This is a genomic window from Actinokineospora fastidiosa (genome assembly GCF_014648415.1).
Classification (GTDB): Bacteria; Actinomycetota; Actinomycetes; order Mycobacteriales; family Pseudonocardiaceae; genus Actinokineospora; species Actinokineospora fastidiosa.
Genome location: NZ_BMRB01000001.1, coordinates 1350846 through 1374300, shown reverse-complemented (window position 1 = coordinate 1374300; position 23455 = coordinate 1350846). Strand labels below are relative to the sequence as shown.

25 protein-coding genes are annotated in these 23455 nt (G+C 72.6%); 16 read left to right on the top strand and 9 right to left on the bottom strand.

The genetic code is table 11. The features are described from left to right. Positions 1-389 precede the first annotated feature (389 nt). Positions 390-1796, bottom strand: a complete 1407-nt coding sequence (yczR, locus tag IEY98_RS06530; RefSeq protein WP_444541824.1) for a MocR-like transcription factor YczR — start codon at positions 1794-1796, stop codon at positions 390-392. A gap of 79 nt (positions 1797-1875) precedes the next feature. Here yczR and yczE point away from each other — a divergent pair, with 79 nt between their 5' ends. Continuing rightward, positions 1876-2517, top strand: coding sequence for a membrane protein YczE (gene yczE, locus IEY98_RS06525; protein ID WP_189209325.1), 642 nt, complete (start codon positions 1876-1878; stop codon positions 2515-2517). A 19-nt stretch (positions 2518-2536) separates the two neighbouring features. Next, positions 2537-3610 (top strand): calcium:cation antiporter, encoded by a 1074-nt coding sequence (locus IEY98_RS06520; RefSeq protein ID WP_373292353.1) that lies wholly within the window; start codon positions 2537-2539, stop codon positions 3608-3610. Here the strand turns inward: IEY98_RS06520 and IEY98_RS06515 are convergent. Together IEY98_RS06515 and IEY98_RS06510 are read right to left on the bottom strand one after the other, a co-directional pair. Then, on the bottom strand, positions 3576-4100 hold the full coding sequence (locus tag IEY98_RS06515; protein WP_229786637.1) for a Clp protease N-terminal domain-containing protein: 525 nt from the start codon (positions 4098-4100) through the stop codon (positions 3576-3578). The genes IEY98_RS06520 and IEY98_RS06515 overlap by 35 nt on opposite strands. Further along, entirely contained in the window at positions 4100-4309 is a 210-nt protein-coding gene (locus IEY98_RS06510; RefSeq protein WP_189209322.1) for a helix-turn-helix domain-containing protein, read from the bottom strand. Before IEY98_RS06510 ends, IEY98_RS06515 begins: the two co-directional genes overlap by 1 nt. Positions 4310-4376: 67 nt before the next feature. Between IEY98_RS06510 and IEY98_RS06505 the strand changes: the two genes are divergently transcribed. Further along, positions 4377-5123 (top strand): hypothetical protein, encoded by a 747-nt coding sequence (locus tag IEY98_RS06505; RefSeq protein WP_189209321.1) that lies wholly within the window; start codon positions 4377-4379, stop codon positions 5121-5123. On the opposite strand, the gene IEY98_RS06500 is transcribed toward IEY98_RS06505, so the two are convergent. Then, the gene (locus IEY98_RS06500; protein ID WP_189209320.1) at positions 5090-5671 is read right to left on the bottom strand and encodes a TetR/AcrR family transcriptional regulator; all 582 of its coding nucleotides are present in this window, start codon (positions 5669-5671) and stop codon (positions 5090-5092) included. The two genes, IEY98_RS06505 and IEY98_RS06500, sit on opposite strands and share 34 nt — an antisense overlap. A gap of 85 nt (positions 5672-5756) precedes the next feature. Between IEY98_RS06500 and IEY98_RS06495 the strand changes: the two genes are divergently transcribed. Further along, entirely contained in the window at positions 5757-6449 is a 693-nt protein-coding gene (locus tag IEY98_RS06495; RefSeq protein WP_189209319.1) for an SDR family NAD(P)-dependent oxidoreductase, read from the top strand. On the opposite strand, the gene IEY98_RS06490 is transcribed toward IEY98_RS06495, so the two are convergent. Next, on the bottom strand, positions 6446-7762 hold the full coding sequence (locus IEY98_RS06490; protein WP_189209318.1) for a UDP-glucose dehydrogenase family protein: 1317 nt from the start codon (positions 7760-7762) through the stop codon (positions 6446-6448). The two genes, IEY98_RS06495 and IEY98_RS06490, sit on opposite strands and share 4 nt — an antisense overlap. A gap of 2 nt (positions 7763-7764) precedes the next feature. Next, positions 7765-9126: a glycosyltransferase family 4 protein gene (locus IEY98_RS06485; protein ID WP_189209317.1), complete on the bottom strand. Its 1362-nt coding sequence runs from the start codon at positions 9124-9126 to the stop codon at positions 7765-7767. 127 nt (positions 9127-9253) lie between these two features. Between IEY98_RS06485 and IEY98_RS06480 the strand changes: the two genes are divergently transcribed. The 3 genes from IEY98_RS06480 (at position 9254) to IEY98_RS06470 (ending at position 11933) form a co-directional block, all read left to right on the top strand. Further along, the gene (locus IEY98_RS06480) at positions 9254-10477 is read left to right on the top strand and encodes an MFS transporter (RefSeq protein ID WP_373292333.1); all 1224 of its coding nucleotides are present in this window, start codon (positions 9254-9256) and stop codon (positions 10475-10477) included. Beyond that, positions 10478-11446 carry a TolB family protein gene (locus tag IEY98_RS06475; RefSeq protein WP_189209315.1) on the top strand — a complete coding sequence of 323 codons (969 nt, stop codon included), beginning with the start codon at positions 10478-10480 and terminating at the stop codon, positions 11444-11446. 76 nt (positions 11447-11522) lie between these two features. Beyond that, positions 11523-11933, top strand: a complete 411-nt coding sequence (locus tag IEY98_RS06470) for a hypothetical protein (protein ID WP_189209314.1) — start codon at positions 11523-11525, stop codon at positions 11931-11933. Between the two features lie 54 nt (positions 11934-11987). On the opposite strand, the gene IEY98_RS06465 is transcribed toward IEY98_RS06470, so the two are convergent. Next, positions 11988-13079 carry a right-handed parallel beta-helix repeat-containing protein gene (locus IEY98_RS06465; RefSeq protein WP_189209313.1) on the bottom strand — a complete coding sequence of 364 codons (1092 nt, stop codon included), beginning with the start codon at positions 13077-13079 and terminating at the stop codon, positions 11988-11990. Positions 13080-13278: 199 nt separating this feature from the next. Between IEY98_RS06465 and IEY98_RS06460 the strand changes: the two genes are divergently transcribed. The 9 genes from IEY98_RS06460 (at position 13279) to IEY98_RS06420 (ending at position 22003) form a co-directional block, all read left to right on the top strand. Beyond that, positions 13279-14889: a hypothetical protein gene (locus tag IEY98_RS06460; RefSeq protein ID WP_189209312.1), complete on the top strand. Its 1611-nt coding sequence runs from the start codon at positions 13279-13281 to the stop codon at positions 14887-14889. A 106-nt stretch (positions 14890-14995) separates the two neighbouring features. Beyond that, on the top strand, positions 14996-15880 hold the full coding sequence (locus IEY98_RS06455; RefSeq protein ID WP_189209311.1) for a YveK family protein: 885 nt from the start codon (positions 14996-14998) through the stop codon (positions 15878-15880). 3 nt (positions 15881-15883) lie between these two features. Next, positions 15884-17209: an O-antigen ligase family protein gene (locus IEY98_RS06450; protein WP_189209310.1), complete on the top strand. Its 1326-nt coding sequence runs from the start codon at positions 15884-15886 to the stop codon at positions 17207-17209. Continuing rightward, positions 17206-18639 carry a lipopolysaccharide biosynthesis protein gene (locus tag IEY98_RS06445; RefSeq protein ID WP_189209309.1) on the top strand — a complete coding sequence of 478 codons (1434 nt, stop codon included), beginning with the start codon at positions 17206-17208 and terminating at the stop codon, positions 18637-18639. Before IEY98_RS06450 ends, IEY98_RS06445 begins: the two co-directional genes overlap by 4 nt. Further along, on the top strand, positions 18636-19433 hold the full coding sequence (locus IEY98_RS06440; protein ID WP_189209308.1) for a glycosyltransferase family 2 protein: 798 nt from the start codon (positions 18636-18638) through the stop codon (positions 19431-19433). Before IEY98_RS06445 ends, IEY98_RS06440 begins: the two co-directional genes overlap by 4 nt. 64 nt (positions 19434-19497) lie before the next feature. Continuing rightward, complete coding sequence (locus IEY98_RS06435) at positions 19498-19983, top strand: SigE family RNA polymerase sigma factor (protein ID WP_189209307.1); 486 nt, start codon at positions 19498-19500, stop codon at positions 19981-19983. An 8-nt stretch (positions 19984-19991) separates the two neighbouring features. After that, complete coding sequence (locus IEY98_RS06430) at positions 19992-20897, top strand: hypothetical protein (protein WP_189209306.1); 906 nt, start codon at positions 19992-19994, stop codon at positions 20895-20897. 106 nt (positions 20898-21003) lie between these two features. After that, on the top strand, positions 21004-21879 hold the full coding sequence (locus IEY98_RS06425) for a helix-turn-helix domain-containing protein (protein ID WP_189209305.1): 876 nt from the start codon (positions 21004-21006) through the stop codon (positions 21877-21879). Further along, positions 21842-22003, top strand: coding sequence for a DUF397 domain-containing protein (locus tag IEY98_RS06420; RefSeq protein WP_189209304.1), 162 nt, complete (start codon positions 21842-21844; stop codon positions 22001-22003). Before IEY98_RS06425 ends, IEY98_RS06420 begins: the two co-directional genes overlap by 38 nt. Positions 22004-22024: 21 nt before the next feature. Here the strand turns inward: IEY98_RS06420 and IEY98_RS06415 are convergent, their stop codons facing one another. Continuing rightward, complete coding sequence (locus tag IEY98_RS06415) at positions 22025-22405, bottom strand: hypothetical protein (RefSeq protein WP_189209303.1); 381 nt, start codon at positions 22403-22405, stop codon at positions 22025-22027. Between the two features lie 2 nt (positions 22406-22407). Next, positions 22408-23451, bottom strand: coding sequence for a glycosyltransferase family 2 protein (locus IEY98_RS06410; RefSeq protein ID WP_189209302.1), 1044 nt, complete (start codon positions 23449-23451; stop codon positions 22408-22410). Between the last annotated feature and the right edge of the window lie 4 nt (positions 23452-23455).

Below are 23455 nucleotides of genomic sequence, written 5' to 3'. Positions count from 1 at the left end.
GGGCTGATCCTTCCGATGACCGATCGACCCGTGACCGATCGACCCATGACCGATCGCCTCGCGACCAACCCGTTCGTGCCCGACCGCGCCCGGGCGCGAGCGGGGGTCATCGCCCCGACGCCGCGATGCCCCCGCGGCGTCGGGGCACACCCCCAGACCCGCCGATCCGCCTACCGCGCCAGGACGGATCGGCTCCCCGCCTCGACACCGCGATGCCCCCGCGGTGGTCGAGGCGCCTTGGCCGCCCGCCGCCCCGGCACGACGTGGGGCCGTGCCGGGGATGACCTCGGCGGGCAGGCCGGGGAACGCGGTGCGCTGGATGGCGTGGAGAGCGCCATCCAGCGCACCGCCTTGTCGGTTCTTACTCGGCTCTCCCGCACGGCCACCACTCAGGCGACCGGGATGAGCCCGTCGGTTCCCTCCGAACCAGGCGATCCGGTGACGGACGCGGCGACCAGCGACAGTCTGCGCACGGCCTCGCCGAGCCGGTCCCCCGGCAGGGTGAACGGCAGCCGCAGCCACCGCTCCAGCCCGCCGTGGGCGCTGAACCGCGACCCCGGCGCCACCCGCACCCCGACCGCCCGCGCGGCCACGGCCAGCCGCGACCCGATCGGCCCGGGCAGCTCGCACCACAGGCTCAGCCCGCCGTCGGGCACTCGGAACGCCCAGTCCGGGCAGTGTTCGCGCACGGCGGCCGCCAGCACGTCCCGCTGGGCGGCCAGCTCGGCGCGGCGGTGCGCCAGCGCGGGCTCCGGGTCGGCGTAGAGCTCGGCCAGCACCAGCTGCTCCAGCACCGGGGATCCCAGGTCGAAGGCGTGCCGGGCGGCGGCGAGCCTGCGCACGACCTCGGCGTCGGCGCGCACCCAGCCCAGCCGCAGGCCGCCCCAGTGCGACTTGCCCGCCGACCCGATGGTGATCACCGTGCCGGGCCCCGACAGCGGGGCGGGCGGGCGCGCGGGCGCGCGCAGGTCGAGTTCGGCGAGCGTCTCGTCGACGACCAGCGGCGTGCGGGCGCGCGCGGCCAGCCGGGCCAGCCGGTCGCGGCCGTCGGCGTCGAGCAGGTGCCCGGTCGGGTTGTGGAAGTCGACGATCGCGTAGGCCAGCCGCGGGCCCGCCTGGCGCAGCGCCGCGGCGATGCCGTCGAGGTCCCACCCGTCGTCGAGCAGCGGGACGGCGACCGGGATGGCGTGCGCCGCGGTGATGGCGTCGATGGCGTTGGGGTAGGTCGGCTGCTCGACGAGCACGCGGTCGCCGGGACCGGTGAACGCGCGCAGCACCAGGGCCAGCGCGTGGTGGGCGCCGTTGGTGACCAGGATCTGGTCCGCCGAGGTGGGCAGGCCGCGGGCGGTGTAGCGGGCGGCCAGGCGCTCGCGCAGGACGTCGAGCCCGTAGTCGTGGTAGCCGTGGCCCGCCAGTTCGGCGGCGAAGACGCCGCGCACGGCGTCGAGGGCGTGGGCGACGGCGGGCGGCGCGGCGGGCGCGGCGCGGGCCAGGTCGAGCGGCTGCTCGCCCGCGTCGTCGGGGCCGCGGCCGGGTCCGGGCAGCGCCGTCCAGGTGCCTGCGCCGCGACGGGTGCGGACCAGGTCCTCGGCGCGCAGGACGTCCCAGGCCGCGGCGACCAGGGTCCGGCTGACGCCGAGGGCGGCGGCGACCTCGCGCTCGGCGGGCAGCGCGGTGCCGGGCGGCAGCCTGCCGTCGAGCACGAGCAGGCGCAGGGCGCCGGCGAGCGCGGCCGAGCCCGGCCTGCCGCCGGTCTGCCAGCCGCCCAGCAGGCGGGCCAATCGGGCTCCGGAGATTCGTCCCACGGGATGCACCAGGCCAATTTATGCCGATTGGCTATCGGTGCACAGGCCAATCTCAGTGAGGATTGCTCCCATGACCGCTCTCGACCTCAGCCCTGTCCCGGTCCGGGTCCGCCCCGGCCGCCGCCTGCCCCAACTCGTCGGGGGTCTGGCCCTCTACGGCGCGAGCATGGGCCTGCAGATCGAGGCGGCGCTGGGCCTGGCCCCGTGGGACGTGCTGCACGAGGCGCTGCACAAGCTGACGGGGCTGAGCTACGGGACGGTGACCGCGCTGGTCAGCGTCGCGGTGCTGCTGTGCTGGATCCCGATCCGGCAGCGGCCGGGGGTGGGCACGGTGGCCAACATCGTCATCATCTCGGTGGCGGTCGACCTGACGCTGTACCTGCTGCCGACGCCGGAGCACCTGGCGGTGCGCGCGGCCATGCTCGTCGCCGGGATCGTCCTCAATGGACTGGCGACGGCCGCCTACATCGGCGTCCGGCTCGGCCCCGGCCCCCGCGACGGGCTGATGACCGGCCTGGCCGCCCGGTCCCGCTTCTCGCTGCGGGTGGTGCGCACGGCCATCGAGGTCGTGGTGCTCGTCACCGGGTGGCTGCTCGGCGGCACGGTGGGCCTGGGCACGGCGGCGTACGCCCTGCTCATCGGCCCGCTGGCGCAGGCGTTCCTGCCCTACGTCGCCTGGCAGCCGCGCGCTTCGGCACAGATCGGACATTAGAGTCGGGGGCGTGACCGCCATCGCCTTGCCCCGCTGGAGCCTCGCCGTCCCGCCGCTGAGCGTGCTGATCCTGGCCTTCGGGTGGGGGCGCGCCGAACTCGGTCCCGTCCTGCTGCCGTTGGTGTGCCTGGGTTTGGGCGCGGCGGTCGTCGCCGCGGTGCACCACGCCGAGGTCGTGGCGCACCGCGTCGGCGAGCCGTTCGGCACGCTGATCCTGGCGATCGCGGTCACCGTCATCGAGGTCGCGCTCATCGTGACCCTGATGACCTCCGGCGGCGACAAGGCCGCGACCCTGGCCAGGGACACGGTGTTCGCCGCGATCATGATCACCTGCAACGGGATCGTCGGCCTCGCGCTGCTGGTCGGCTCGCTGCGCCACCGCGTGCAGGAGTTCCGCGCGCACGCCTCCGGCGGCGCGTTCGCGGTCGTGCTCGCCCTGGTCACGCTGAGCCTGGTGCTGCCGACGTTCACCACCAGCAGCCAGGGCCCGACGTTCTCCGGCGCGCAGCTGGCCTTCGCCGGGGTGGCGTCGCTGGTGATGTACGCGGTCTTCGTGTTCGTCCAGACCCTGCGCCACCGCGACTACTTCCTGCCCAAAGTGGACACCACTCCGGACGACCACGCCGAGGCCCCGTCGACCAGGACCGCGCTGACCAGCCTCGGACTGCTGCTGGTCTGCCTGATCGCCGTCGTCGGGCTGGCCAAGACGGTCTCCCCCACCCTGGAGTCCGCCGTGGCCGCCGCGGGCGCGCCGCTGTCGCTGGTCGGCGTGCTGATCGCGCTGCTGGTGCTGATGCCCGAGACCGTCGCCGCCGTGCGGGCGGCGCTGCGCAACCGGCTGCAGGTCAGCCTCAACCTCGCGCTGGGCTCGGCGCTGGCCAGCATCGGCCTGACCATCCCGGTGATCGCGATCGCCTCGATCTGGCTGACCGGGCCGCTGGTGCTCGGGCTGGGCGGCAAGGAACTGGTGCTGCTGGCGCTCACCGGCGCGGTGGGCACGCTGACCCTGGTGTCCGGCCGGGCGACGGTGCTGCAGGGCGCGGTTCACCTGATGGTGTTCAGCGCGTTCCTGTTCCTCGCCGTGACGCCGTGATCCAGCCCCGGACGTCGGTGTAGCGCAGCCCTAGGTCGGCCTCGGCGCCGAGGGCGAGCAGGGCGAGGAGCACGTGCTCGTCGCCGATGAAGGTGTCGCGGCAGTCCAGCGCCTCGCGCAGGGCCCGTTCGAGCACGCGTTTGGCCTCGGCCGTGAACGTGGTGTGAAATCGCCGCCTGCCCCGCTTCGGCGCCATCGCGCCCGTCCCGTGCTCGCGCTCGACGGCCGCGACCACGGCGTCGAGGTCGATGCCCAGCTTGGCCAGCGCCTCGGCGTCGGCCTCGCTGAGGCCGCCCCTGCGGTGCTTGGCGGCCAGCGTCTCGGCCACCCGCTCCCGGTCGACGCCGAAGTGCGCCAGGATCGCCGCGCCCGTGGTGTGCTCGCGGTCGAGCAGGGCCAGGACCAGGTGCTCGGGGGTCACGACGGCGTCCCCCTTGGCGACGGCGTCGCGCACCACCTCGCGCGCGGCCGCCGTGAACCGCTCGAACATCACTGCCTCCCGTACTTCTTGTGCACGGCCTGCTTGGTGACCCCAAGCTCGGCCGCGATCTCCTGCCAGGACCAGCCGTGGGCGCGCGCGCTGCGCACCTGCACGGCCTCCAGGCGTTCCAGCAGCTTCCGCAGCGCGGCGACGGCCCGGAGCCCGGTCCGGGGGTCCGCGTCGCCCGCCGCGTCGGCCAGTCGGGTCGCTTCGGTCATGGCGTCAACTCTGGTTGACGGAGGCCCGGGTTGTCAACCCCGGTTGACGATGGGGATGATCGGGCGCATGGCGGAGGTCAGGGTCGCCGAGCAGGCCGGGCTGGGCGCGGACGGCCGGGCGCGGCCGAGCGAGGACGTCGTCGTGGTGCTGCCGTCGGCGGTGATCCTGCTGGACGGCGCGACCTCGGCGACCCATCCCGCCGGGCCGTACGCGGTGGCGCTCGCCGCGCAGCTGGCCGGTCGGCTGACCGCGGCGCCGGAGGTCGGGCTGGCCGACCACCTCGCGGGCGCGATCAGGGCCGTGGCCCGCCACCACGGGTTCACCCCGGGCGACAGCCCGTCGAGCACGGTCGCGCTCGCCCGCTGGGACGAGTCCGCTGTGGAGGCGCTGGTGCTGGCCGACAGCCCGGTCGTGGCGTTCCACCCGGACGGCGGGCACACCGTCGTCGCCGACACCCGGCTGCGCGACCTGCGGCCGGTCACCGCCGAGCAGGTCGCCGGGCTGCGCAACCGGCCGGGCGGCTTCTGGGTGGCCGAGGCGCTGCCCGGCGCCGCGCGCGAGGCCGTCCAGGCGCGGTGGGACCGCGCCGAGGTGACGGACCTGATCATGGCCAGCGACGGGGTCTCCTGCGGGGTGGACGACTACGGCGTGCTCACCTGGCCGTCCATCCTGGACACCGTGCGCGCCGCGGGCCCGTTCGCGGTCCTCGACGCGGTCCGCTCGGCCGAGGAGTCCGACCCGGACGCGCGGCGCTGGCCCCGGTCGAAGCGGCACGACGATCAGGCCATGGTCTGGGTGGACCTCTCCGGCTGACCGCCCTCGGCGCGCAGGCCGTCCACGACGAGGGCCAGCAGGCGCCGCCACGGGCCAGACTCGCGGATCACCTGCGACATCGCCCAGGTCAGCGTCGTCAGGTCGGCGACGGAGAAGTCCGGGCGCAGCCGCCCGCCCGCCTTGGCGCGCTCGATGACCTCGTCCGCGCGCCCGACACCGCGCACGCAGTTCGCCTCGACCTCCGGCCCGGTGGGGAACCGGCGGGCGATGGCGTCGTTGAGGCCGCGGTCGCCCGCCTGCAGGGCGAAGATCCCCTCGAGGAACGCCACGAAGCCCGCCCACGGGTCCGGCTCGGCCAGCGCCCGCTCGGCGACCCGGTCGAGTTCGGCCAGCCGGTCGGGGAAGATCGCGTCGAAGAACGCCTGCCGGGTCGGGAAGTGCGCGTAGAGCGTGCCGATGCTGAGCCCGGCCCGCTTGGCGATGTGCTCCATCGGCACGTCCATGCCGCGCTCGGCGAAGAGGGCCGCGGCGGCGTCCAGCAGGCGGCCGCGGTTGCGCGCGGCGTCGGCCCGCAGCGGCTTGTCCACCGAGTCAGTCTACAAACCCGAGGGAACCCTCGGTTTTTCTGCTAGCGTCTAAGTCGAGACAACCCTCGACTTAAGGAGTTGGCGTATGCCGACCGCTGTCGTCCTCGGTGTCGGCCCCGGGCTGGGCATGTCCGTCGCCCGGCGCTTCGGCCGGGAGGGCTTCGACGTCGTCCTGGTCTCCCGCTCCGCGGACCGCCATCCCGACTACCTGGCGGCGCTGCGCGCGGACGGCGTCGCCGCGACCGCCTACGCCGCCGACGTCCGCGACACCCCGGCGCTGCTGAGCGTCCTCGACCACGTCGGCCCGGTCGACATGCTCTACTTCGGCCCCGGCGCCGCGGACCTCGACAACCTTCCCGCGCCCATCACCGAGACCACCCGCGCGGCCGTCGACGCGGCGATGGCGGGGATCTACCCGGCCGTCGACGCAGTCCGGCGCGTGCTGCCGGGCATGGTCGAGCGCGGCTCGGGCGGGCTGCTGTTCGCGGGCGGGCTCAGCGCCGTGCGACCGATGCCGCCGCTGGGCGCGCTGGCGCTCTCCTCGGCCGCGCTGCGCACCTACGCGCTGACGCTCAACGCCGCGCTGGCCGACCAGGGCGTGTACGCGGGCATCCTCACCATCGGCGGGCTGATCGACCGCGGCGACATCCACCGGTTCATGGGCGAGCGCTTCGGCGATGTCGCCGGGACCACGCTGGATCCCGACGCCATCGCCGACGCCGCGTGGGACCTCTTCACCCGGCGCGACCGGGCCGAAGAGGTGTTCAGCGTCCTCTAGGCCTTGCCCAGCCCGATCCACTCGAAGCCCGCCCGCCGGGCCACGGCCGGGTCGAGCAGGTTGCGGGTGTCGACGACGACGGGCCTGCGGACGGTCTCGGCCAGCCGGTTCCAGTCCAGCGAGCGGAACTCCGGCCACTCGGTCAGCACCACGATGGCCTCGGCGTCCTTGGCCGCCAGGTACGGGTCGTCCACGACGGTGATCGACGAGACGTCCGGGTGCGCGCAGTCGGAGCCCAGCGCCGGGTCGTACCCGGCCAGTTCCGCGCCCGCCTGCCGCAGCAGGGCGGCCACGGCCAGGGCCGGGGAGTCGCGCAGGTCGTCGGTGCCCGCCTTGAACGTCAGGCCGAACAGCGCCAGCCGCAGGTGCGACAGCGACCCGGTGCGCTTGCCGGTGACGGCGACCCGCACCTTCTCCACCATCCGCTGGCGCTGGCGGGTGTTGGTGTCGATCGTGGCCCGCAGCAGCCGGAACTCGAAGTCGGCGGCGTCGGCCAGCTGCAGCAGCGCGGCGGTGTCCTTGGGCAGGCACGACCCGCCCCAGCCCGGGCCGGGCATCAGGAACGCCTGGCCGATGCGCTTGTCGTAGCCCATGCCCTCGGTCACGTCGGTGATGTTCGCGCCGAGCCGGTCGCACAGCTCGGCCACGGCGTTGACGTAGGACAGCTTCATCGCCAGGAAGCAGTTGGCGGCGTACTTGACCAGCTCCGCGCTGGGCGCGTCGGTGAGCACCGTCGGCGCGCCCAGTCGCGAGTAGAGCGCGGCGACCCGCTCGGCGGCGTCCTGCTTGTTGCCGCCGACCACGATCCGGTCGGGGTTGAGGAAGTCGTAGACCGCGGTGCCCTCGCGCAGGAACTCCGGATTGGACACCACCGCCACGTCGTCGCGGCCCAGCAGCTCGGCCGTGCGCTCCGCCGTCCCCACCGGCACGGTCGACTTGTTGACGACCACGCACCCGTCGGGCAGCAGCTCGCGGACCTCCTCGACCACCGACTCGACGATGCTGAGGTCGGCCACCCCGCCCACGCCCATCGGCGTCGGGACGCAGAGGAACAGCACCTCGGGCCCGTCCGGGAAGTGCCCGACCGCGGCGGCCGCGCCCAGCACGAAGCTCAGCCGACCGGCGGCGATGCCCTCGGCGACCAGCTCGGCCAGCCCCGGCTCCAGGATGTCGACCTCGCCTGCGGCCAGCCGGGCCAGCTTGGCCGCGTCGACGTCGGCGCAGACCACCTCGTGGCCGAGCGAGGCCAGGCAGGCCCCCGTGGTGAGGCCGACATACCCGGTTCCGACCACGGCGATCCGTCGTACGAACACCGCTACCCCTCTCGCAGTCGTTCGGCGACGCGGGCCGCGGCGAAGGTCCGCAGCGCGTCCTGGTCGCGCAGGTCCACCAGCTGGTTGCCCCAGCGGTCCTTGGGCGCCACCCCGGGTCCGGTGCGGCGCTCGGCGGCGGGCCAGCCGTCCGGGAACGGCCCGGCCGACCGGAAGCCCAGCAGCTCGTCGTACACGCCGACGTAGGCCTGGGCCTGCGGGCGCCAGTCCAGCACGCGCTCGGCGCGGCGTCGACCCTGCGCGCCCAGTTCGGCGCGGCGGGCCGGGTCGTCGATGAGGTGCAGCACGGCGTCGGCGAGGCCGTCGGTGTCGCCGGGCTCGACGTAGACCGCGCAGCTGCCCGCGGACACCACCGTCTCGGTGAGCCGGTAGGCCACGACGGGCAGCGCGTAGGCCATGTACTCCATGGTCTTGTTCATCGTCGAGACGTCGTTGAGCGGGCTCTTGGGGTCCGGCGACAGGCCGACGCAGGCCGAGGACAGGTACCGGGAGATCTGGTCGGGCCCGACCCGGCCGGTGAACTCGACGTAGTCGTCCAGACCCAGGTCGCGGCACTGGCGCTTGAGGTCGTCGAGGCAGTCGCCGAAGCCGAGCAGCGCGAAGCGGACGTCCGTGCGGCCGTGGAAGTGCACGATCCGGTCGGCGACCTCCAGCACCCCGTCCACGCCGTCCTGCGGGCCCATGATCCCCAGGTAGGCCACCAGGTGCTTGCCCCCGCGCAGTGGCGGGTCGGGCACGTACGCCGGGCGCATGACCGAGGTGTCCGGGCCGGACCGCACGACGGTGGTGTGCTCGCGCCGCACGCCGCCCCGCCGCACGGCGATGTCCTGGTAGGACGTGTTGGTCGAGATCACCCGGTCGGCGGTGCGGAAGGTGCGCCGTTCGAGCCACTTGAGGACGGCCAGCTGCAGCTTGCCCGCGCGGCCGGTCGGCTCGCCGAAGCGGGAGCGGAAGACCTCGGGGTTGAGGTCGTGGTGGTCGAAGACGAACTTGACCCCGGCGGCCTTCCAGGGCAGCGCGAGCGCCCAGTACGTGTCCGGCGGGTTGCAGGCCTGCATGACGTGGAAGCGGGCGCGGCGGCGGACCTTGAGGGTCAGCGCGGCCGTGCGCAGCCAGCAGTAGAGGAACTCCCACGCGTAGCCGAGCAGGCCGTCGGCCTGACGCGGCGGGGCGTACTTGTAGAGGTGCACGCCGTCCAGCACGGCGTAGCCGGGGTCGCCCGGGCCCTTGGGGCAGATGACGGAGACCTCGTACCCGGCGGCACGCAGGGCGCGGCACTCCAGCCACACCCTGCGGTCCAGCGGGACGGGCAGGTTCTGCACGATGATCAGCACATGCGGGGCCATCCAGCCCGACCTCATTCCTCGCGACAGGGCCGACACCTCAAGTTCGGCCGCGCCGGGGCTGTTGTTACACACCGTGGCCGTCGGGCGATGTGCAGGACGAGGGCTCGCCGGTGGTGGAGGTGTTCGGGTGTACGTGGCCTCGACCAGAGGCAGGGGTTCTGTGCCGCCATCCGCCGGTAGCCGCGTGCCGACCACCGTCGTCCTGCTGGGCACGGTGAGTCTGCTCACAGACGTCTCCTCGGAGATGGTGACCGCCTTCCTGCCCGTCTACGTGATCTTCAACCTGCAGATGTCGTATCTGCAGCTCGGTCTACTGGACGGGATTTACACCGGCGCGACCGCCGTGCTGCGGCTGGTTGGCGGGCACGTGTCCGATCGGATCCGCCGACCGAAGGCCGTCGCCGTCGCCGGGTACGGCCTGTCCGCGGCGACCAGGCTGGGCTTCCCGCTGGTCGGGGCGTCCGCGGGCGGGCTGGGCGGCGTGCTCGCCCTCGACCGCGCGGGCAAGGGCCTGCGCACGGCGCCGAGGGACGCGCTGATCTCGCTGTCCACCCCGGCCGACCAGCTCGGCGCCGCGTTCGGCGTGCACCGGATGATGGACACCGTCGGCGCGCTGATCGGCCCGCTGGCGACATTCGCGGTGCTGACCTGGCTGACCACCAGCCCCGGCCCGATCTTCATGATCAGCTTCTGCTTCGCGCTGCTGGGCGTGATCGTCCTGGTGTTCTTCGTCCGCGAGCACCGCTTCACCGGACCGCGCACCGCGGTCGTCTTCCGCGACGCGCTGGGGTTGCTGCGTCACCGCGGGTTGCGGCGCACCACGGTGGCGGCCGGGCTGCTCGGGCTGGCGACGATCTCCGACGCGTTCGTGTTCGTCGTCCTGCAGCGCGCGTCCGGGGTGTCGCCGACGCTGCTGGCGTTGATGCCGGTGGGGACGGCGCTGACGTTCCTGGTCCTGGCGACGCCGCTGGGCAGGCTGTCGGACCGCGTCGGGCGCTGGCGGGTGTTCTTCGCCGGGCACGTGGTGCTGCTGGCCGTGTACCTGTTGCTGCTGGGACCGTTCGACGGGCTGGCGCTCGTGATCGTGACGGTGGCGCTGCACGGCGTGTTCTACGCGGCCACGGACGGCGTGCTGATGGCGCACGGGGCGACGCTGGTGCCGGAGCGGCTGCGGGCCAGCGGGCTGTCGATCGTCCAGACGGGGCAGGCGCTGGCGCGCTTCGCGTCGTCGGTGGGGTTCGGGGTGCTGCTGACCACCCTGCCGTTCACCGCGGCGGTGCTGGTCGCCACGGGGGCGCTGGTCGCGGTGTTGGTGGCTGTCGTGCTGGTGATCCGCCCGGAGGTGTCCTGAGTGGTCGAGTGGCTGGGGCGGCACCGCGTCGCCGTCGGTGTGGCGTCGATGGTCATCGTCGTGATCGCGGCGTTGGTGTACGTGGTGAGCACGGTCCGCTCGGAGCGGGCGACGGGGTCGACCCCGGGCGCGGCGGTGTCGTCCGGCCTGCGGTTCGTGGACAACGGGGGCGGCCGCAACCTGGTCTCCGATGTGGACCCGTCGGGAGTGCGGACGTCGACGGAGATGTCCTGCCTGCGCGTGTATACGGCGAATGGGACGACGGTGTGCCTGCGCATGGGGCTGCCGGGGGCGTATGAGGCGGCGGTGTACGTCGGGGAGGCGCTGGTCCGCACGGTCCCGCTGCCCGGAACCCCGAGCCGCGCCCGGGTGTCGGCGTCGGGCCAGATCGTGTCCTGGACCGTCTTCGTCACCGGAGACTCCTACCTGGCCCCCGGCGGCTTCTCGACGAGGACCGGAATCCTGAACCTGAGCACCGGGGTGCTGGTGGAGTCGCTGGAGGAGTTCCCGACGGTGCTGATCGAGGGAAAGCCCGACAAGCGCGCCAACGAGAACTACTGGGGCGTGACCTTCACCGGCGACGACAACACGTTCTATGCGACATTGGGCTCCAGCGACCAGACGTGGCTGGTGAAGGGAAACCTCACCAACCGCACGGTGACCTCGGTCCGCAAGGACGCGGAGTGCCCGTCCCTTTCACCGGACGAGACCCGGATCGCGTACAAGAAACGCGCAGGCCGCCTGGGCGGCTGGCGGTTGTTCGTGTTGGATTTGGCGTCCGGCACGGAAACCGAACTACCGGGCTCGGACGGCGTGGACGACCAGGCGGCCTGGCTGGACCAGAACACGGTCGCGTACGCCAAGGTTCCCAGGGGCGGAAAACCCACCATCTACACCTCCCCAGCAGACGGCTCAGGCACCGCGACCGAACTCATCCCAGGCGCATCCTCCCCGTCCCCACGCGACTGATCTCCGTTCGGGGGATATCGGTTTACCGTAGGTGACAATCGGGTTTTGCCCAGTTTTCCGGCGCTACCCTGGAGACGTGAACGAGAACCCCCGCCCTGTCGAGGAGCGGATCACGGAGTTGGAGCGTGAGGTGGCCAGCATCCGGGAGGTCGCCGAGGATGCGCGCGTCGACGCCAAGGCTGCGCGCACGCTGGCCGCGGGCACCGATCGCGACCTCGCGGTGATCCGCGAGCAGCAGAAGGCTGACCGCTCCCTGATCCAGGCGCTCCGGGACACACAGATCGAGCACGGCCAACGCCTCACACGGCTCGAAGAGAAGGTCGACCGTGGCTTCGAACGAATCGATCTCAGGTTCGAGCAGATCGACCGGAACTTCGATCAGGTCAACGAGAACTTCGCTCACGTCGATCGCAAATTCGCCGTGGTCACCGCCGGAATCGAGCACATCACAACCCTGCTGACCGACCACATCGAGAAGAGCAACTAGCCACAGGGCGAGGGCCGTGCGGCCAACGGGGTTCGTGCGGTCCTCGCCTGCTGCTCAGGGCTGTCGGACCGCCTTCCCCGTGGCGTCGATGTTTCCCGACCACTCGACGATGCCGCCGCCGTCTAGGAGGACTTCGCCCCAGCCGCCCTTGGTGGGGCCGAAGCGGTTGTTCTTGATGATCGCGCCGCTCAGCGGGGTGCCCAGGCGGAGGATGTAGCCGCCGCCGGAGAGGTAGTTGCCGGTGACTTCGAGGTTCTTCGCCGGGTTCTCCGCGCTCGGCATGATGAAGATCGCGCCGTTCTGGTGGGCGCCGTCGTAGGCGAGGCCGTTGACGCTGATGTCGATGCGGTTGTTGCGGATCTTGAGGTTCGGGCCGCCGTAGGCCTGGATGCCGTCGTTGTGGGTGTTGTTCGGGGGTGAGCCGAAGACGCGCATTCCGTGGATGTGGTTCTGCTCGATGAGGCTGTCCCCGCGGCCGTTCTGGATGCCGTCCGGCGCGCCGGAGATGTCGTTGCGGATCAGGGTCATCCGGGCGTCGCCGTGGATGACGCCGTTGCCCCACTGCGGGCCCGGGATCTGGTCGTCCTTGTACGTGATCGTGGAGTCGCGCACGTCGACGTGGCCGCTGATCGCCATCAGCGGGGACCAGCTGCGGTGGTTGCCCTCGATCACCGAGCCGCGGATCGTCAGGGTGCCGTGGCCGCTGTACTCGACGCCGCCCTTGACCCAGACGCCCTCCAGCGTCACGTTGCCGCCCCCGAAGCGCAGGGCGCCCTCGTTCCACTCCGTGCCCGGCGGGGCCGACGCGGGGCCGTCGACGACCTTGAGGCGCTGGCGGTCCCCGCGGAAGCCGACCTGGCCGGGAGCCGGGACCGCGCCCGGGGCCAGAGCGCCCGGCGGCGTGGCGGTCTTGGACGTCGTCGGCTTGATCGTCGCCGTGGCCGACGTCGGCGCGGAGGTCACCGACGTCGGCGGCAGCAGGCTCGTCGTCGGCGGCGCGGTGGTCGGCGCCGGCTGGATCACCACCGGGTCCGGCGGCGGGACGGGCAGGTCGGGCGCGGGTTTCCCGGCCAGCGGCTTGCACGCGGCGACCAGCACCACGGCCGCCACCGCGGCGAGCAGGCGGGCGGATAAGTCCGCGGCCATGACGTCCTTCCCATTCGGCAATCCCCCGACGCCGTCGGCACTGTATGCACAGACGCCGCCAGATCACAACGAGGTCACGACGGACCCACCCTCGGTGTCACCGACAGTGACCCACCGGCACCAGTCGACGCTGGGTAACGATTCAACCGGGGAAGCGATGCCTCACCCGGGAGCCCCATCCGAGAACAGGACGCCGCCGATGCTCGCTGCCACCCGCGCCGAACTGCGCGGTCCCGCGCCGCGCGCGACCGTCCCGTGGTGGCGGACGGCGACGGCGCTGGCCTGCGTGCTCGGCGCCATCCGGGTCGCGGTGGTGGCCGCCGCGCCGTATCCGCAGGCGGTCGGGCTGTTCGACGACGACGCCTTCTACTACTTCGGCGTCGCCCGGCACATCGCCGAGGGCGACGGGTCCACGTTCAACGGCATCGACCCGACCAACGGCTATCACCCGCTGTGGCTGCTCGCCCTCGTCCCCGTGTTCTCGATAGCGGACAGTCACACCGCGCTCGTCGCTGTGAGCCTGCTCTCATTCGCGGTGCTCATCGGCGCGGCCCGGCAGATCGATCGGATCGGCGCGCTCACTGCCCGTCCCGTGCTCACGTTGGCATGGGCGACGCCGCTGCTGGTGACCGGCACGGCGGGCCCGTCGTTCTTCTTCTCCGGCATGGAGACCGGCCTGCTCCTGCTGGGCCTGCTCTGGCTGGCCGCGACGTGGCTGGCCTCCGACGGGTTCACCGCCCCCTGGTTCGGCGTCGGCGCCGCGGTGGCCACCGGCACGCTGATGGCGCTGACCGTCCTGGCCCGACTCGACGCCGTCTTCCCGATGGCGCTGCTGGGCGTGCTCGCCCTGGTCACCTGGCGCCGCAAGGGTTTGCCCTGGACGCGCCTCGGCGTGGCCGTCGCCGCCGTCCCGGCGCTCACGCTGGCGACGTACCTGGCGGTCAACCTCGCCGTGTTCGACACGCCGCTGCCGGTGTCCGGCCAGGCGAAGGCGCTCGGCGGCGGGTTGAACCCGGGCGTGGTCGGCCAGTTCCTGGTCTCCCCGGTCGTCTTCGGCGTCCCGACGCTGCTCGGTGTCGCGGCGCTCGTCGTCGTCATCGCCGCCGTGCTCCGCGGGCAGCCCGGTCTCCTCGGCAGGTCCGCGCAGTTCGGCGCGGTCGTGCTCGGGGGCGGCGTCCTCACCGTCGCCTACTACGCGCTGACCTCGTCGTGGCAGCTGTGGCCCTGGTACTTCTCGGCCGCCCCGCTCGCCGTCGCCCTGGCCGGGCCCGCCGTCGCCGCAGGCCGCACCGAGCGGCTGCCCCTGCGCGGCCTGGCCACCGGGGTCCTCGCGGTGCTGACGGTCGCGGCGGCGGGGATCACCGCGGCCCGCGCGGCAAGCGGCGGCGTGGAGCGGTCGGCCTTCATCGAGGCGGGCCCGGCCGCGGCCCGGCAGATCGACGCGCTGCTCCCGCTGGGCGCGCCCATCGCGATGGGCGACAGGGCGGGCAGCGTCGGCTACCACCTGCACCGGCCGCTGGTGCACCTGGAGGGCCTGGTCAACTCCGCTGAATACCTCGACGCCATGCGCGCGGGCACGGTCGGGGACTTCCTCGCCGAGCGCGGCGTCGCCCTCTACGCCCGCGGCGACGCCGACCCCGGGGAGCCGGTGCCCGAGCGGCCCGGCTGCCACCGGTTCACCGAGCCGCAGCAGGGTGGCGGCGTCAAGTTCACGCTGGTGGTGTGCGACCGTGATCTCGTGCTGACAACCCCGTTGAGTGACGGGACGTCCTACCGCGTGTGGCTTTATCGCGCCGAACCGCCGCGATGACGCCGCCGAACGGCCTAACGGCCCTCGGGACTGCACTACATGGAGTAACGGTCGCCCCGGTGGCCGCGATGGTAAAGCAGGCGCTGCGTCGTGGGTTGGGGCACGAATGGACTTCTGGAAGACTCTTCTAGTACTGCTCAAGCGCTGGTATGTGGCGCTTCCGGTGTTCGTGATCACGGTCGGCGCCGCGGGCGGCGTCTACCTCACCACCCCGATGGTCTACCAGTCGACCGGACTGCTGGTGCTGACCTCGCCGTCGAGCGGTCCGACCAGCATCGAGGACAAGGAGACCGGGCAGACCAACCCGCTGCTCGCCTTCGACTCCAGCCTGGCGATCTCGGCATCGATCGTCATCCAGACGATCAACACGCCGGTCGTGGTCAAGGAGCTGGGCGCGGACAAGCCCGAGCACACCTTCGAGCTCTCCGGCGGCAACGAGGGCGGCCCGTTCATCAGCGTGGTCACCGAGAGCGAGTCCGAGCCGGGCGCGCGCGAGCTGGCCGTGCAGGTGCTCGACCGGGTCCGCGCGGAGCTGACCAAGCGGCAGGAGGACCTCGGCGCCGCGCCGAGCACGTTCATCGGGGTCAACGAGATCGTCGCCCCGACCGAGCCGGAGGCGCTGACCGGCGGCAAGCTGCGCGCCGCTGGCGTGGCGATGGTGCTGGGCTTCTCGGCCTGCCTGGGCGCGGTGTTCGGTCTGGAGAGCTTCCAGAACCGCAAGCGCGGCAAGGACGAGCCCGATGACGCCGTCGAGACCACGCCCGCGCCCGTCGAGCCGGTGCGCCCCGCGCCCCGGCACACGATGGAGCGCACCCAGCGCATCCGCCCGATCCAGCCAGCCAACGGCAAACCAGCCAACGGCGTGCCCGCCGCGAAACCCCTGCCGAAGCCCGGCGCCAACCAGGCCGGGGCGTGGCCTGCCGAGGAGTACCGCGAGCCGCCGACCCGGATGGTGCGCCCCGCAGCGAAGCAGTCCGAGTCCGACGGCTGACCGATGAGCGCGCCCACCCCGCCGAAGGCGCGTGCCGACGGCGCCACCCTCGCCTGCGTGTACGCGCTGGTGATGACCGTCATCCCGGCGAGCATGGTGCTCAAGGGCGTGCCCATGGCCGTCACGCCGGGGATGATGGTCGGCTTCGTCATGGGTGTGCTGTGGTTCTGCGCGCAGCTCGTCACCACGCTCGGGGTCGCCAAGGGCCGCAACGCGGCGCGGACGGCGCTGTTCCTGTTCGCCCTGTCCCAGCTGGCCACCTACGGCGTGGCGACGTACGGGTACCTGCCCTCGGACGAGCTCGCCGCCGCCGACCGCACGCTGATCACGCTGACCGCGGTGTTCGCCGTCGGCCTGGCCGTGGTCGACGGCGTGCGCGGGCTCGACCGGATCGACCGCGTGCTCAAGACGATGGTCGTCGGCGCGACGTTCATGGCCTTCGTCGGCATCCTGCAGTTCTCCTTCGCCATCGATCTCACCCAGTACCTGACCCCGCCGATCCTCAAGGCCAACGGCGAGGTGTCGTTCGTGCTGGAGCGGTCGAACTTCCGCAGGCCCGCGGGCACGGCGGGGCATCCGATCGAGTTCGGCGTGGTGTGCGCGATGGCGGTCCCGATCGCCCTGCACTACGCGATGCGCGCCCGCGACTTCGGCGGCCCGGACAAGCGCTGGTGGTTCTGCCTGGGAATCCTGGCGATGGCGTCGATGCAGTCGCTGTCGCGCTCGGCGGTGCTGGCGCTGGCGATCGCGGCGATGTTCATCATCCCGGCGATGCCGCCCAAGCGCCGGGTGCGCGCGCTGTTCGGGATCGTGCTGTTCCTCGGCGCGATGCGGGTCATGGTGCCCGGCCTGGTCGGCACCCTCTACAGCCTCTTCACCTCCATCGACGAGGACCCGAGCGCGGAGAGCAGGCGGCGGGCGATCGAGCGGGCGGGCTCGGAGATCGCCGAGCACTTGATCTTCGGCCGCGGCATGGGGACCTACCTGCCGGAGAAGTACGGCTGGCTGGACAACCAGTACCTGGGCACGCTCGTGCAGAACGGGGTCCTGGGCATCCTCGCGCTGATCGGCCTCTACGCGGCGGGCTGGTACTGCTGCTTCCGGGCGCGGATGGTCACCAAGGACCCGAGGATCAAGGACCTGGCGGTGACGGTCGCGGCGTGCATCGCGGTGCCCGGCATCTCCTCGGCGACGTTCGACCTGCTCGGCTTCGCCGTCGCCACCGGATTCACCTTCCTGCTCGTCGGGCTCGCGGGGGCGCTCTGGCGGCACGTCCAAGAAGACGCCGCGCGGCCCGCGGCGCTACCCAGAACCGAGGTGGCCAGGTGAGCGTGGACGTCGGCGGGAAGGTCGGCAGGGGCGCGGTGTGGAGCCTGCTCAACACCGTCGTGCTGCGGCTCGGCACGCTGATCGCGGGCATCGCGCTCGCCCGCATCCTGACCCCGGCCGACTACGGCGTGTTCGCCGTCGCCCTGGTCGCGCTGACCCTGCTGCAGGCGTTCAACGAGCTGGGCGTGACGCTCGCGCTGGTGCGGTGGGAGCGCGACGTGCGCGAGTTCGCGCCGACGGCGCTGACGATCGCGGTGTCGTGCAGCGCGGCGCTGTACGCGGTGGTGTACTTCGCCGCGCCTGTGTACTGCGAGCTCATGGGCAGCCCGGACGCGGTGGGCGTGCTGCGGGTGCTGTGCCTGGCGGTGGTGCTCGACGGCATCGCTGTCGTCCCCGCCACGATCCTCAACCGGGAGTTCCTGCAGCGCACGCGGTTCTTCTGCGACGGCGCGGCGTTCGTGGTGGTGACGTCGCTGACGATCACGCTGGCGCTCTCCGGCGCGGGCCCGATGAGCTTCGCGATCGGCCAGGTGTCGGGCAACGTCGTCTCGGTGGTCTGCTATCTCGCGCTGTGCCCGGTGCGGGTGCGGCCGGGGTGGGACCCGGCCACGGCGCGGGAGCTGGTGCGCTTCGGGCTGCCGCTGGCCGCGGCGAGCCTGCTGGTGCTGTCGGTGACCAATGTGGACAAGATCGTCGTCGGCGCGTACACCGACGAGATCGCGCTGGGTCTGTACCTGATGGCGTTCAACCAGTCGAGCCTGCCGCTGCAGGTGTTCTCCGAGGCCGCGCGCCGGGTGTCGCTGGCGGGCTTCGCGCGGCTGGTGGACGACCGGCCCCGGCTGGAGCAGTCGCTGGCGCGGGGCACGGGCCTGCTGGTCGCCGCGGCGCTGCCCGTGTGCACCCTGCTCGCCTGTTACGCCTACCCGATGCTGCACGTGGTCTACGGCGCGCAATGGACCCCCGCCGCCGTGGTGCTGCAGGTGCTCGCCGGGCTGGGGCTGGTGCGCATCCTGCTGTTCATCGGCTATGACCTGCTGGTCGCGCTGGACGGCAACCGCTCGCTGGTGTGGCTGCAGGGGTTGTGGCTGGCGACGATGCTGCCCGCGCTGGTGGTCGGCACGCGGGTCGACGGCATCCGGGGGGCGGCGATCGCGCAGGTGGCGGTGGCCGCGGTCGTGGTGGTCCCGGCCTTCGCCTGGGTGATCCGGCGGCGCGGGCTGAGCCTGCGCCCGGCGGCGGCGGTGTGCGCGCGTCCGGCGATCGGCGGCGTGCTGATCGCGGTGTCGGCGGTCGCGGTGCACGCGGTGTTCGACGACCCGCTGCCGACGCTGCTCGTGGGAGGCGTCGTCGCGGCGCTGGTCTATCTGCCTGTGGTGTATCCGATGCGCGCCCTGCTGCCTGGGCGATCGAGGGAAGGGGCGTCCGCGTGAGCGCGCCGTTGAAGGACCGGGGCGGGCTGTCGGCGGGGGTGCGCCGGGCCCTGCGGGACCGGTTCGGGATCTGGCCGATGCACGAGGCGAAGACGAAGCTGCTGCTCGGGCGGCACGCCGTCGCCCTGCGGCGGTTCGAGGACGCCGAGGTCGCGCGCCTGCGACGACCGCTGCCCGTCCCGCTGGTGACCACGGTGATCCCGACCTACCGGCGGCCAGCGATGCTGGTGGACGCGGTGGATTCGGCCTTGGCGCAAACGATTGCGGACCACTTGGTCGTGGTGGTCGACGACGGCGGCGGGCTGCCCGCGCTGCCGTCGGACGAGCGGTTGGTCGCGGTGAGCCTGTCGCGGAACACCGGGGTGGTGGGCGTGGTGCGCAACGTGGGGATCCGGCTGTCGCACTCGCCGTACCTGGCCTTCCTCGACGACGACAACACCTGGCGGCCGGACCACCTGGAACTCGCCCTGGCCGCGATGCGCGAAGGCGCGGACCTGACGTACTCGGCCGTGCAACGCCACCGCGCCGACGGGACGGTGGTCGACGTGCTGAGCGCCCCCTTCGACCGCCACACCCTGGCCGACGCCGACCCGTACGTGGACACCAACGGCCTGGTCCTGCGCAGGAGCCCGACGGTGCTCTACAGCCGCCTGCCCAGGACCAAGACGACGATCCCCAAGGAGGACTGGGAGTTCGTGCACCGCGCCGCCCGCACCCGCGTCGTCCGCCACATCCCCGAGCCGACCGTGCGCTACCTGATCAACCCGGACAGCTATTACACCGACTGGGACTGATGCAACCTCCCCGGCGCCCGCGAGCGTGACTAGGGCGTAGCTACGCACTGCCCCAGGGGGATGGATGGATCGGGACGGCGAGTTCGCCGACTACTTCGCGGCCCGGGCGGACGCCATGCGCGGCACGGCTTACCTGCTGTGCGGCGACTGGCATCGCGCCGAGGACCTCGTGCAGACGGCGTTCGTCAAGCTCTACCGGGTGTGGAACCGGGTGTCGCGGCGGGACCGCCTCGACGCCTACACCCGGCAGATCGTGGTGCGTGCTTTCCTCGACGAGACCAGACGGGGGTTCTTCCACCGGGAACGGGTGACATCGCAGGTCGCGGACGGGTCGGCGCCGGAGTACGGGCCGGACGACCGCGTGGTGCTGATGGCCGCCCTGGCCCGGGTGCCCGCCCGCCAGCGCACGGCGCTGGTGCTGCGGTTCTGGGAGGACCTGTCGGTGGAGGAGACCGCCGCCGCGATGCGGTGCTCGGTGGGCACCGTCAAGAGCCAGACAAGCCGCGGTCTCTCCGCCCTGCGCGCACTGCTTCCCGCGCCCACGCGCTGAGAGGACACATGGACGAGCACGACCTGCGCCACGCCTTCAACCAGGCGATGGCCGACACCCCGCCCTCGATGGACACCGACGCCGCGCTCGCGCGCGCCCAGTCCGCCTACCGACGCAGGCGCACCGCGATGATGGGCGGTGGCGCGGCCGCCGCCGTGGCCGTCATCGCCGCGGGGGCGATCGCGCTGACCGGCGCCGCTCCCGGCGGCGCCGCTCCCGGACAGGCCGCGCCCGCGGTCCAGCCGACCGCCGCGGCCCAGTCGACCACCGCGGTCCAGCCGACCGACGCCGGGGCGTCGACGACGATCGCCACCCCCGCGACGGGCGTCCCGCCGAGCACCAGGCCGTCGTGGCCCAACGGCCAGACCGACCGCACGGCGAGCCGCGGCCCGCAGCACGCCCGCGGGGTCGAGCTGCTCGACCTGATCACCGCGGCGCTGCCCGAGGGGCTGGAGTCGCCGGAGCTGGAGTGGGCGAGCCCGGAGTACTCCGGCGACACCCGGTACCACCAGGCCCAGTACGCCGACACCATCAACGGTGTCGAGATCTGGGAGTACATGGCCACCATGCCGGTGGGCAGGGACGGCCGGTACGGCAAGCTGCTGATCGAGGTCCACACCCCCGGCAACGCCGACCCGACGGAGCCGTGCGCGCTCACCACGAACCTGTGGGGCATGGGCGGCGACTGCACGGTGGTCACCGTCGAGGGCAAGCAGGTCGGCCTGGTGCGCAAGCCCTCGGCCGACGGCCGCTTCGACCAGTGGGCCGCCTATCGCCACCCGGACGGCACGACGGTCGCCATCGCCCAGGCCAAGCGGTTCGACGGCGTCACCGAGCCCGCCATGACCGAGCTCCCGCTGACCACCGACCAGCTCCTGACCCTGGTCATCGCCGACCGGTTCGCCATCGGCTGACCCCCGAGGGCGACGCCTCCTGCCGGAGCGCAGGGGGCGTCGCCCCAATGGCTTACGCCCCACCGGAAAAGTCGTGGTCCCCGACGAACGCCCTTATGGTGCGGCCATGACCAAGACACCCAAGTCGATCGCCCTCGGCGGCGCGATCCGACAGGCCCGGCAGGCCCACGGGGAGACGTTGCGGGACTTCGCCGGACGCATGGGCGTCGACCCGGCGATGATGTCCCGCTGGGAGACCGGCGCCCGCTCCCCCCAACCGGAGAACGTGGCCCGGATGCTCACCGCGCTGGGCGTCACTGGCGAGCGGTACAAGGGCCTGATGACGCTGGCCTACGGCACCGGCCAAGACCAGTGGGTGGCGACGAGCCTGCCGGAACAGCAACAGCAGATGTTCGCCTTCGTCTCGTGCGAGCAGCAGGCCACACGGCTGGTGGAGTTCTCGCCGCTGCTGATTCCCGGTCTGCTCCAGACGACCGACTACACCCGGGCGATCATGTCCGCCCCCGGTGTCCCGCCAGCCGAGATCGAGGACCGGGTTCGGCTGCGAGCGGACCGCAAGGAGGTGATCCTGCGCCCACATCCGGCGCACCTCACGGCGATCATCGGAGAAGGCGCGCTCTACCAGGGAATTGGCGGTGCGGCAGTCACCGAGGGACAGCTCCGCTACCTGCTGGCGATCGGCAGGCGGGCGAACGTCGAGCTGCGGATCGTGCCCCATGGCACAGGTTGGCACCCCGGTCTCGAAGGTCCTTTTCACCTGATCGAGGGTGTTAACCTGATCACCAGCGTGTTCGTCGAGACGCGCCGCTCAACCCTGTGGCTGCACAAGGAAGCGGATGTGAGGGCATACAAGCAGGCCGTCGAGCTCATTCTGCGGCACGCGTTGAGCCCCGGGGACTCGATGCGGTTCGTCGCCCATCAGGTGCGCAGAATGGAGACCCGCCGTGACCTCCCCGACCACGTGGCGCAAGGCCACCCGTAGCCAGAACGGACCGACCTGCGTCGAGGTGGCGGGCTCGCTCGACCGGCTCCGCGACTCCAAGCACACCGGCCCCGTCCTCCGCGCCGACGTGCCCGCGCTGGTGCGCTACGTCAAGCGCGACTAACCGTCCGGGGCCCCGGCGCGGTCAGATGCCGTAGTAGGCGAAGACCGTCCTGCGCTGGTCCTCGACCGTCCCCACCTCCGCCGGTTCGGCCGAGGCGAACACGTCCACCACGTCCGTGCGCGGCTCCCCCGGCACCAGGCGGTACGCGGTGCGGCCGAGGTCGGCCTGGAGTTGTTCGGCGCTCGGGTGGACGTCGGGACGCGCGCCCTGGCAGCACAGCAGGTAGCCGTCGGCCTCCAGGGCGGCGCGCAGCTTGCGCAGGCAGGTGAACCAGTTGCCCGCCCGGTAGTCGACCGCCTCGCGGCCGTCGACGGACGCGCGGATGCGGATGTCGGGCTCGGCCAGCAGCTCGACGTCCACGGGCAGCCGCCCACCCGACCGCGAGTCCGCCCACAACCGCACGTCTACACCCCGAATCTGGCCCAGCGGGCCTCGCGGTACAGCTGCCGGACCCGGCGCGCGGGCGCGGTCAGGACCAGCGGGGACAGCGCCCTCGCCCGGCGGGCGCCCAAGCGCTGGCGCAGCCGCAGCGTCTTCCACTCCGGCAGCAGCTCCGCCGCCGGGTACGCCTCGCGGGCGAACTCGACCAGTTCGGCGATCGGGTCCGTGTCGGCCCGGCCCTTGTCGTAGGCGCGGCCCGCCCTGCGCAGGGCGTCGGCGGCCAGCACGCGGCGGACGCGGCGGTCGAGGTCCACGCGGTCGGGGAGGATGCCCTCAGCGCGCCGCACGATCGACTCGAAGGCGGCCAGGCGCTGCCGCAGGTCGCCGACCTGCGTCTCGTAGTACGCCTTCGACATGTTCGCCCCGTGCACCCGGTAGTACGCCTGGTCCACGCCCTTCAGGTACCCCACGTCGGCGTGCAGGGCGAAGCGCATCCACATCTCGATGTCGCCGGTGTGCTTCAGCGCCGGGTCGTAGCCGCCCAGCTTGTGCTGAAGCTGCGTGCGCACCACCACCTCGGGGGAGGTGATGCAGCCCTCGCCGAGGGCGAACCGCCTGCGCAGCCAGGTGAATCCGTTGTAGACGGTCCAGCCGCGGTCGGCCGTGCGCGCCGCCGGGAGCGGGTCGCTGCCGTCCCAGTGCAGCGGGCGGCCGTAGACGAACCCGACCTCCGGGTGCGCGTCCATCAGCCGCGCCGCCCGGCCGAGCGCGCCCGGGGTGAGGGCGTCGTCGGCGGACAGCAACGCGCAGTAGTCGGCCTTGGCCCAGTCGAGCAGGCCCTCGTTGTAGGTGGCGATGTGGCCGCGGTTCTCCGCGTGCTCCCACACCGTCACCCGGCTGTCGGCGTCGGCCAGCGCGCGGGCCACGTCGGCGCTGCCGTCGCCGGACGCGTCGTCGATGACCAGGACCCGGACGTCGACGCCCGGCTGGTCGAGCACGCTGCGCACGGCGACCGGCAGCACCGACCCGTACCGGTAGCACGGGATCACCACATCGACGCTGGCCAACTTC

What these genes read in the sequence shown, in the direction of transcription:
- yczE (WP_189209325.1), top strand. Translation starts at nt 1,876, where the DNA reads ATGACCGCTCTCGACCTCAGCCCTGTCCCGGTCCGGGTCCGCCCCGGC.
- IEY98_RS06455 (WP_189209311.1), top strand. Translation starts at nt 14,996, where the DNA reads ATGGACTTCTGGAAGACTCTTCTAGTACTGCTCAAGCGCTGGTATGTG.
- IEY98_RS06435 (WP_189209307.1), top strand. Translation starts at nt 19,498, where the DNA reads ATGGATCGGGACGGCGAGTTCGCCGACTACTTCGCGGCCCGGGCGGAC.
- IEY98_RS06465 (WP_189209313.1), bottom strand. Translation starts at nt 13,079, where the DNA reads ATGGCCGCGGACTTATCCGCCCGCCTGCTCGCCGCGGTGGCGGCCGTG.
- IEY98_RS06430 (WP_189209306.1), top strand. Translation starts at nt 19,992, where the DNA reads ATGGACGAGCACGACCTGCGCCACGCCTTCAACCAGGCGATGGCCGAC.
- IEY98_RS06450 (WP_189209310.1), top strand. Translation starts at nt 15,884, where the DNA reads ATGAGCGCGCCCACCCCGCCGAAGGCGCGTGCCGACGGCGCCACCCTC.
- IEY98_RS06515 (WP_229786637.1), bottom strand. Translation starts at nt 4,100, where the DNA reads ATGTTCGAGCGGTTCACGGCGGCCGCGCGCGAGGTGGTGCGCGACGCC.
- IEY98_RS06425 (WP_189209305.1), top strand. Translation starts at nt 21,004, where the DNA reads ATGACCAAGACACCCAAGTCGATCGCCCTCGGCGGCGCGATCCGACAG.
- IEY98_RS06495 (WP_189209319.1), top strand. Translation starts at nt 5,757, where the DNA reads ATGCCGACCGCTGTCGTCCTCGGTGTCGGCCCCGGGCTGGGCATGTCC.
- IEY98_RS06460 (WP_189209312.1), top strand. Translation starts at nt 13,279, where the DNA reads ATGCTCGCTGCCACCCGCGCCGAACTGCGCGGTCCCGCGCCGCGCGCG.
- IEY98_RS06510 (WP_189209322.1), bottom strand. Translation starts at nt 4,309, where the DNA reads ATGACCGAAGCGACCCGACTGGCCGACGCGGCGGGCGACGCGGACCCC.
- IEY98_RS06505 (WP_189209321.1), top strand. Translation starts at nt 4,377, where the DNA reads ATGGCGGAGGTCAGGGTCGCCGAGCAGGCCGGGCTGGGCGCGGACGGC.
- IEY98_RS06485 (WP_189209317.1), bottom strand. Translation starts at nt 9,126, where the DNA reads ATGGCCCCGCATGTGCTGATCATCGTGCAGAACCTGCCCGTCCCGCTG.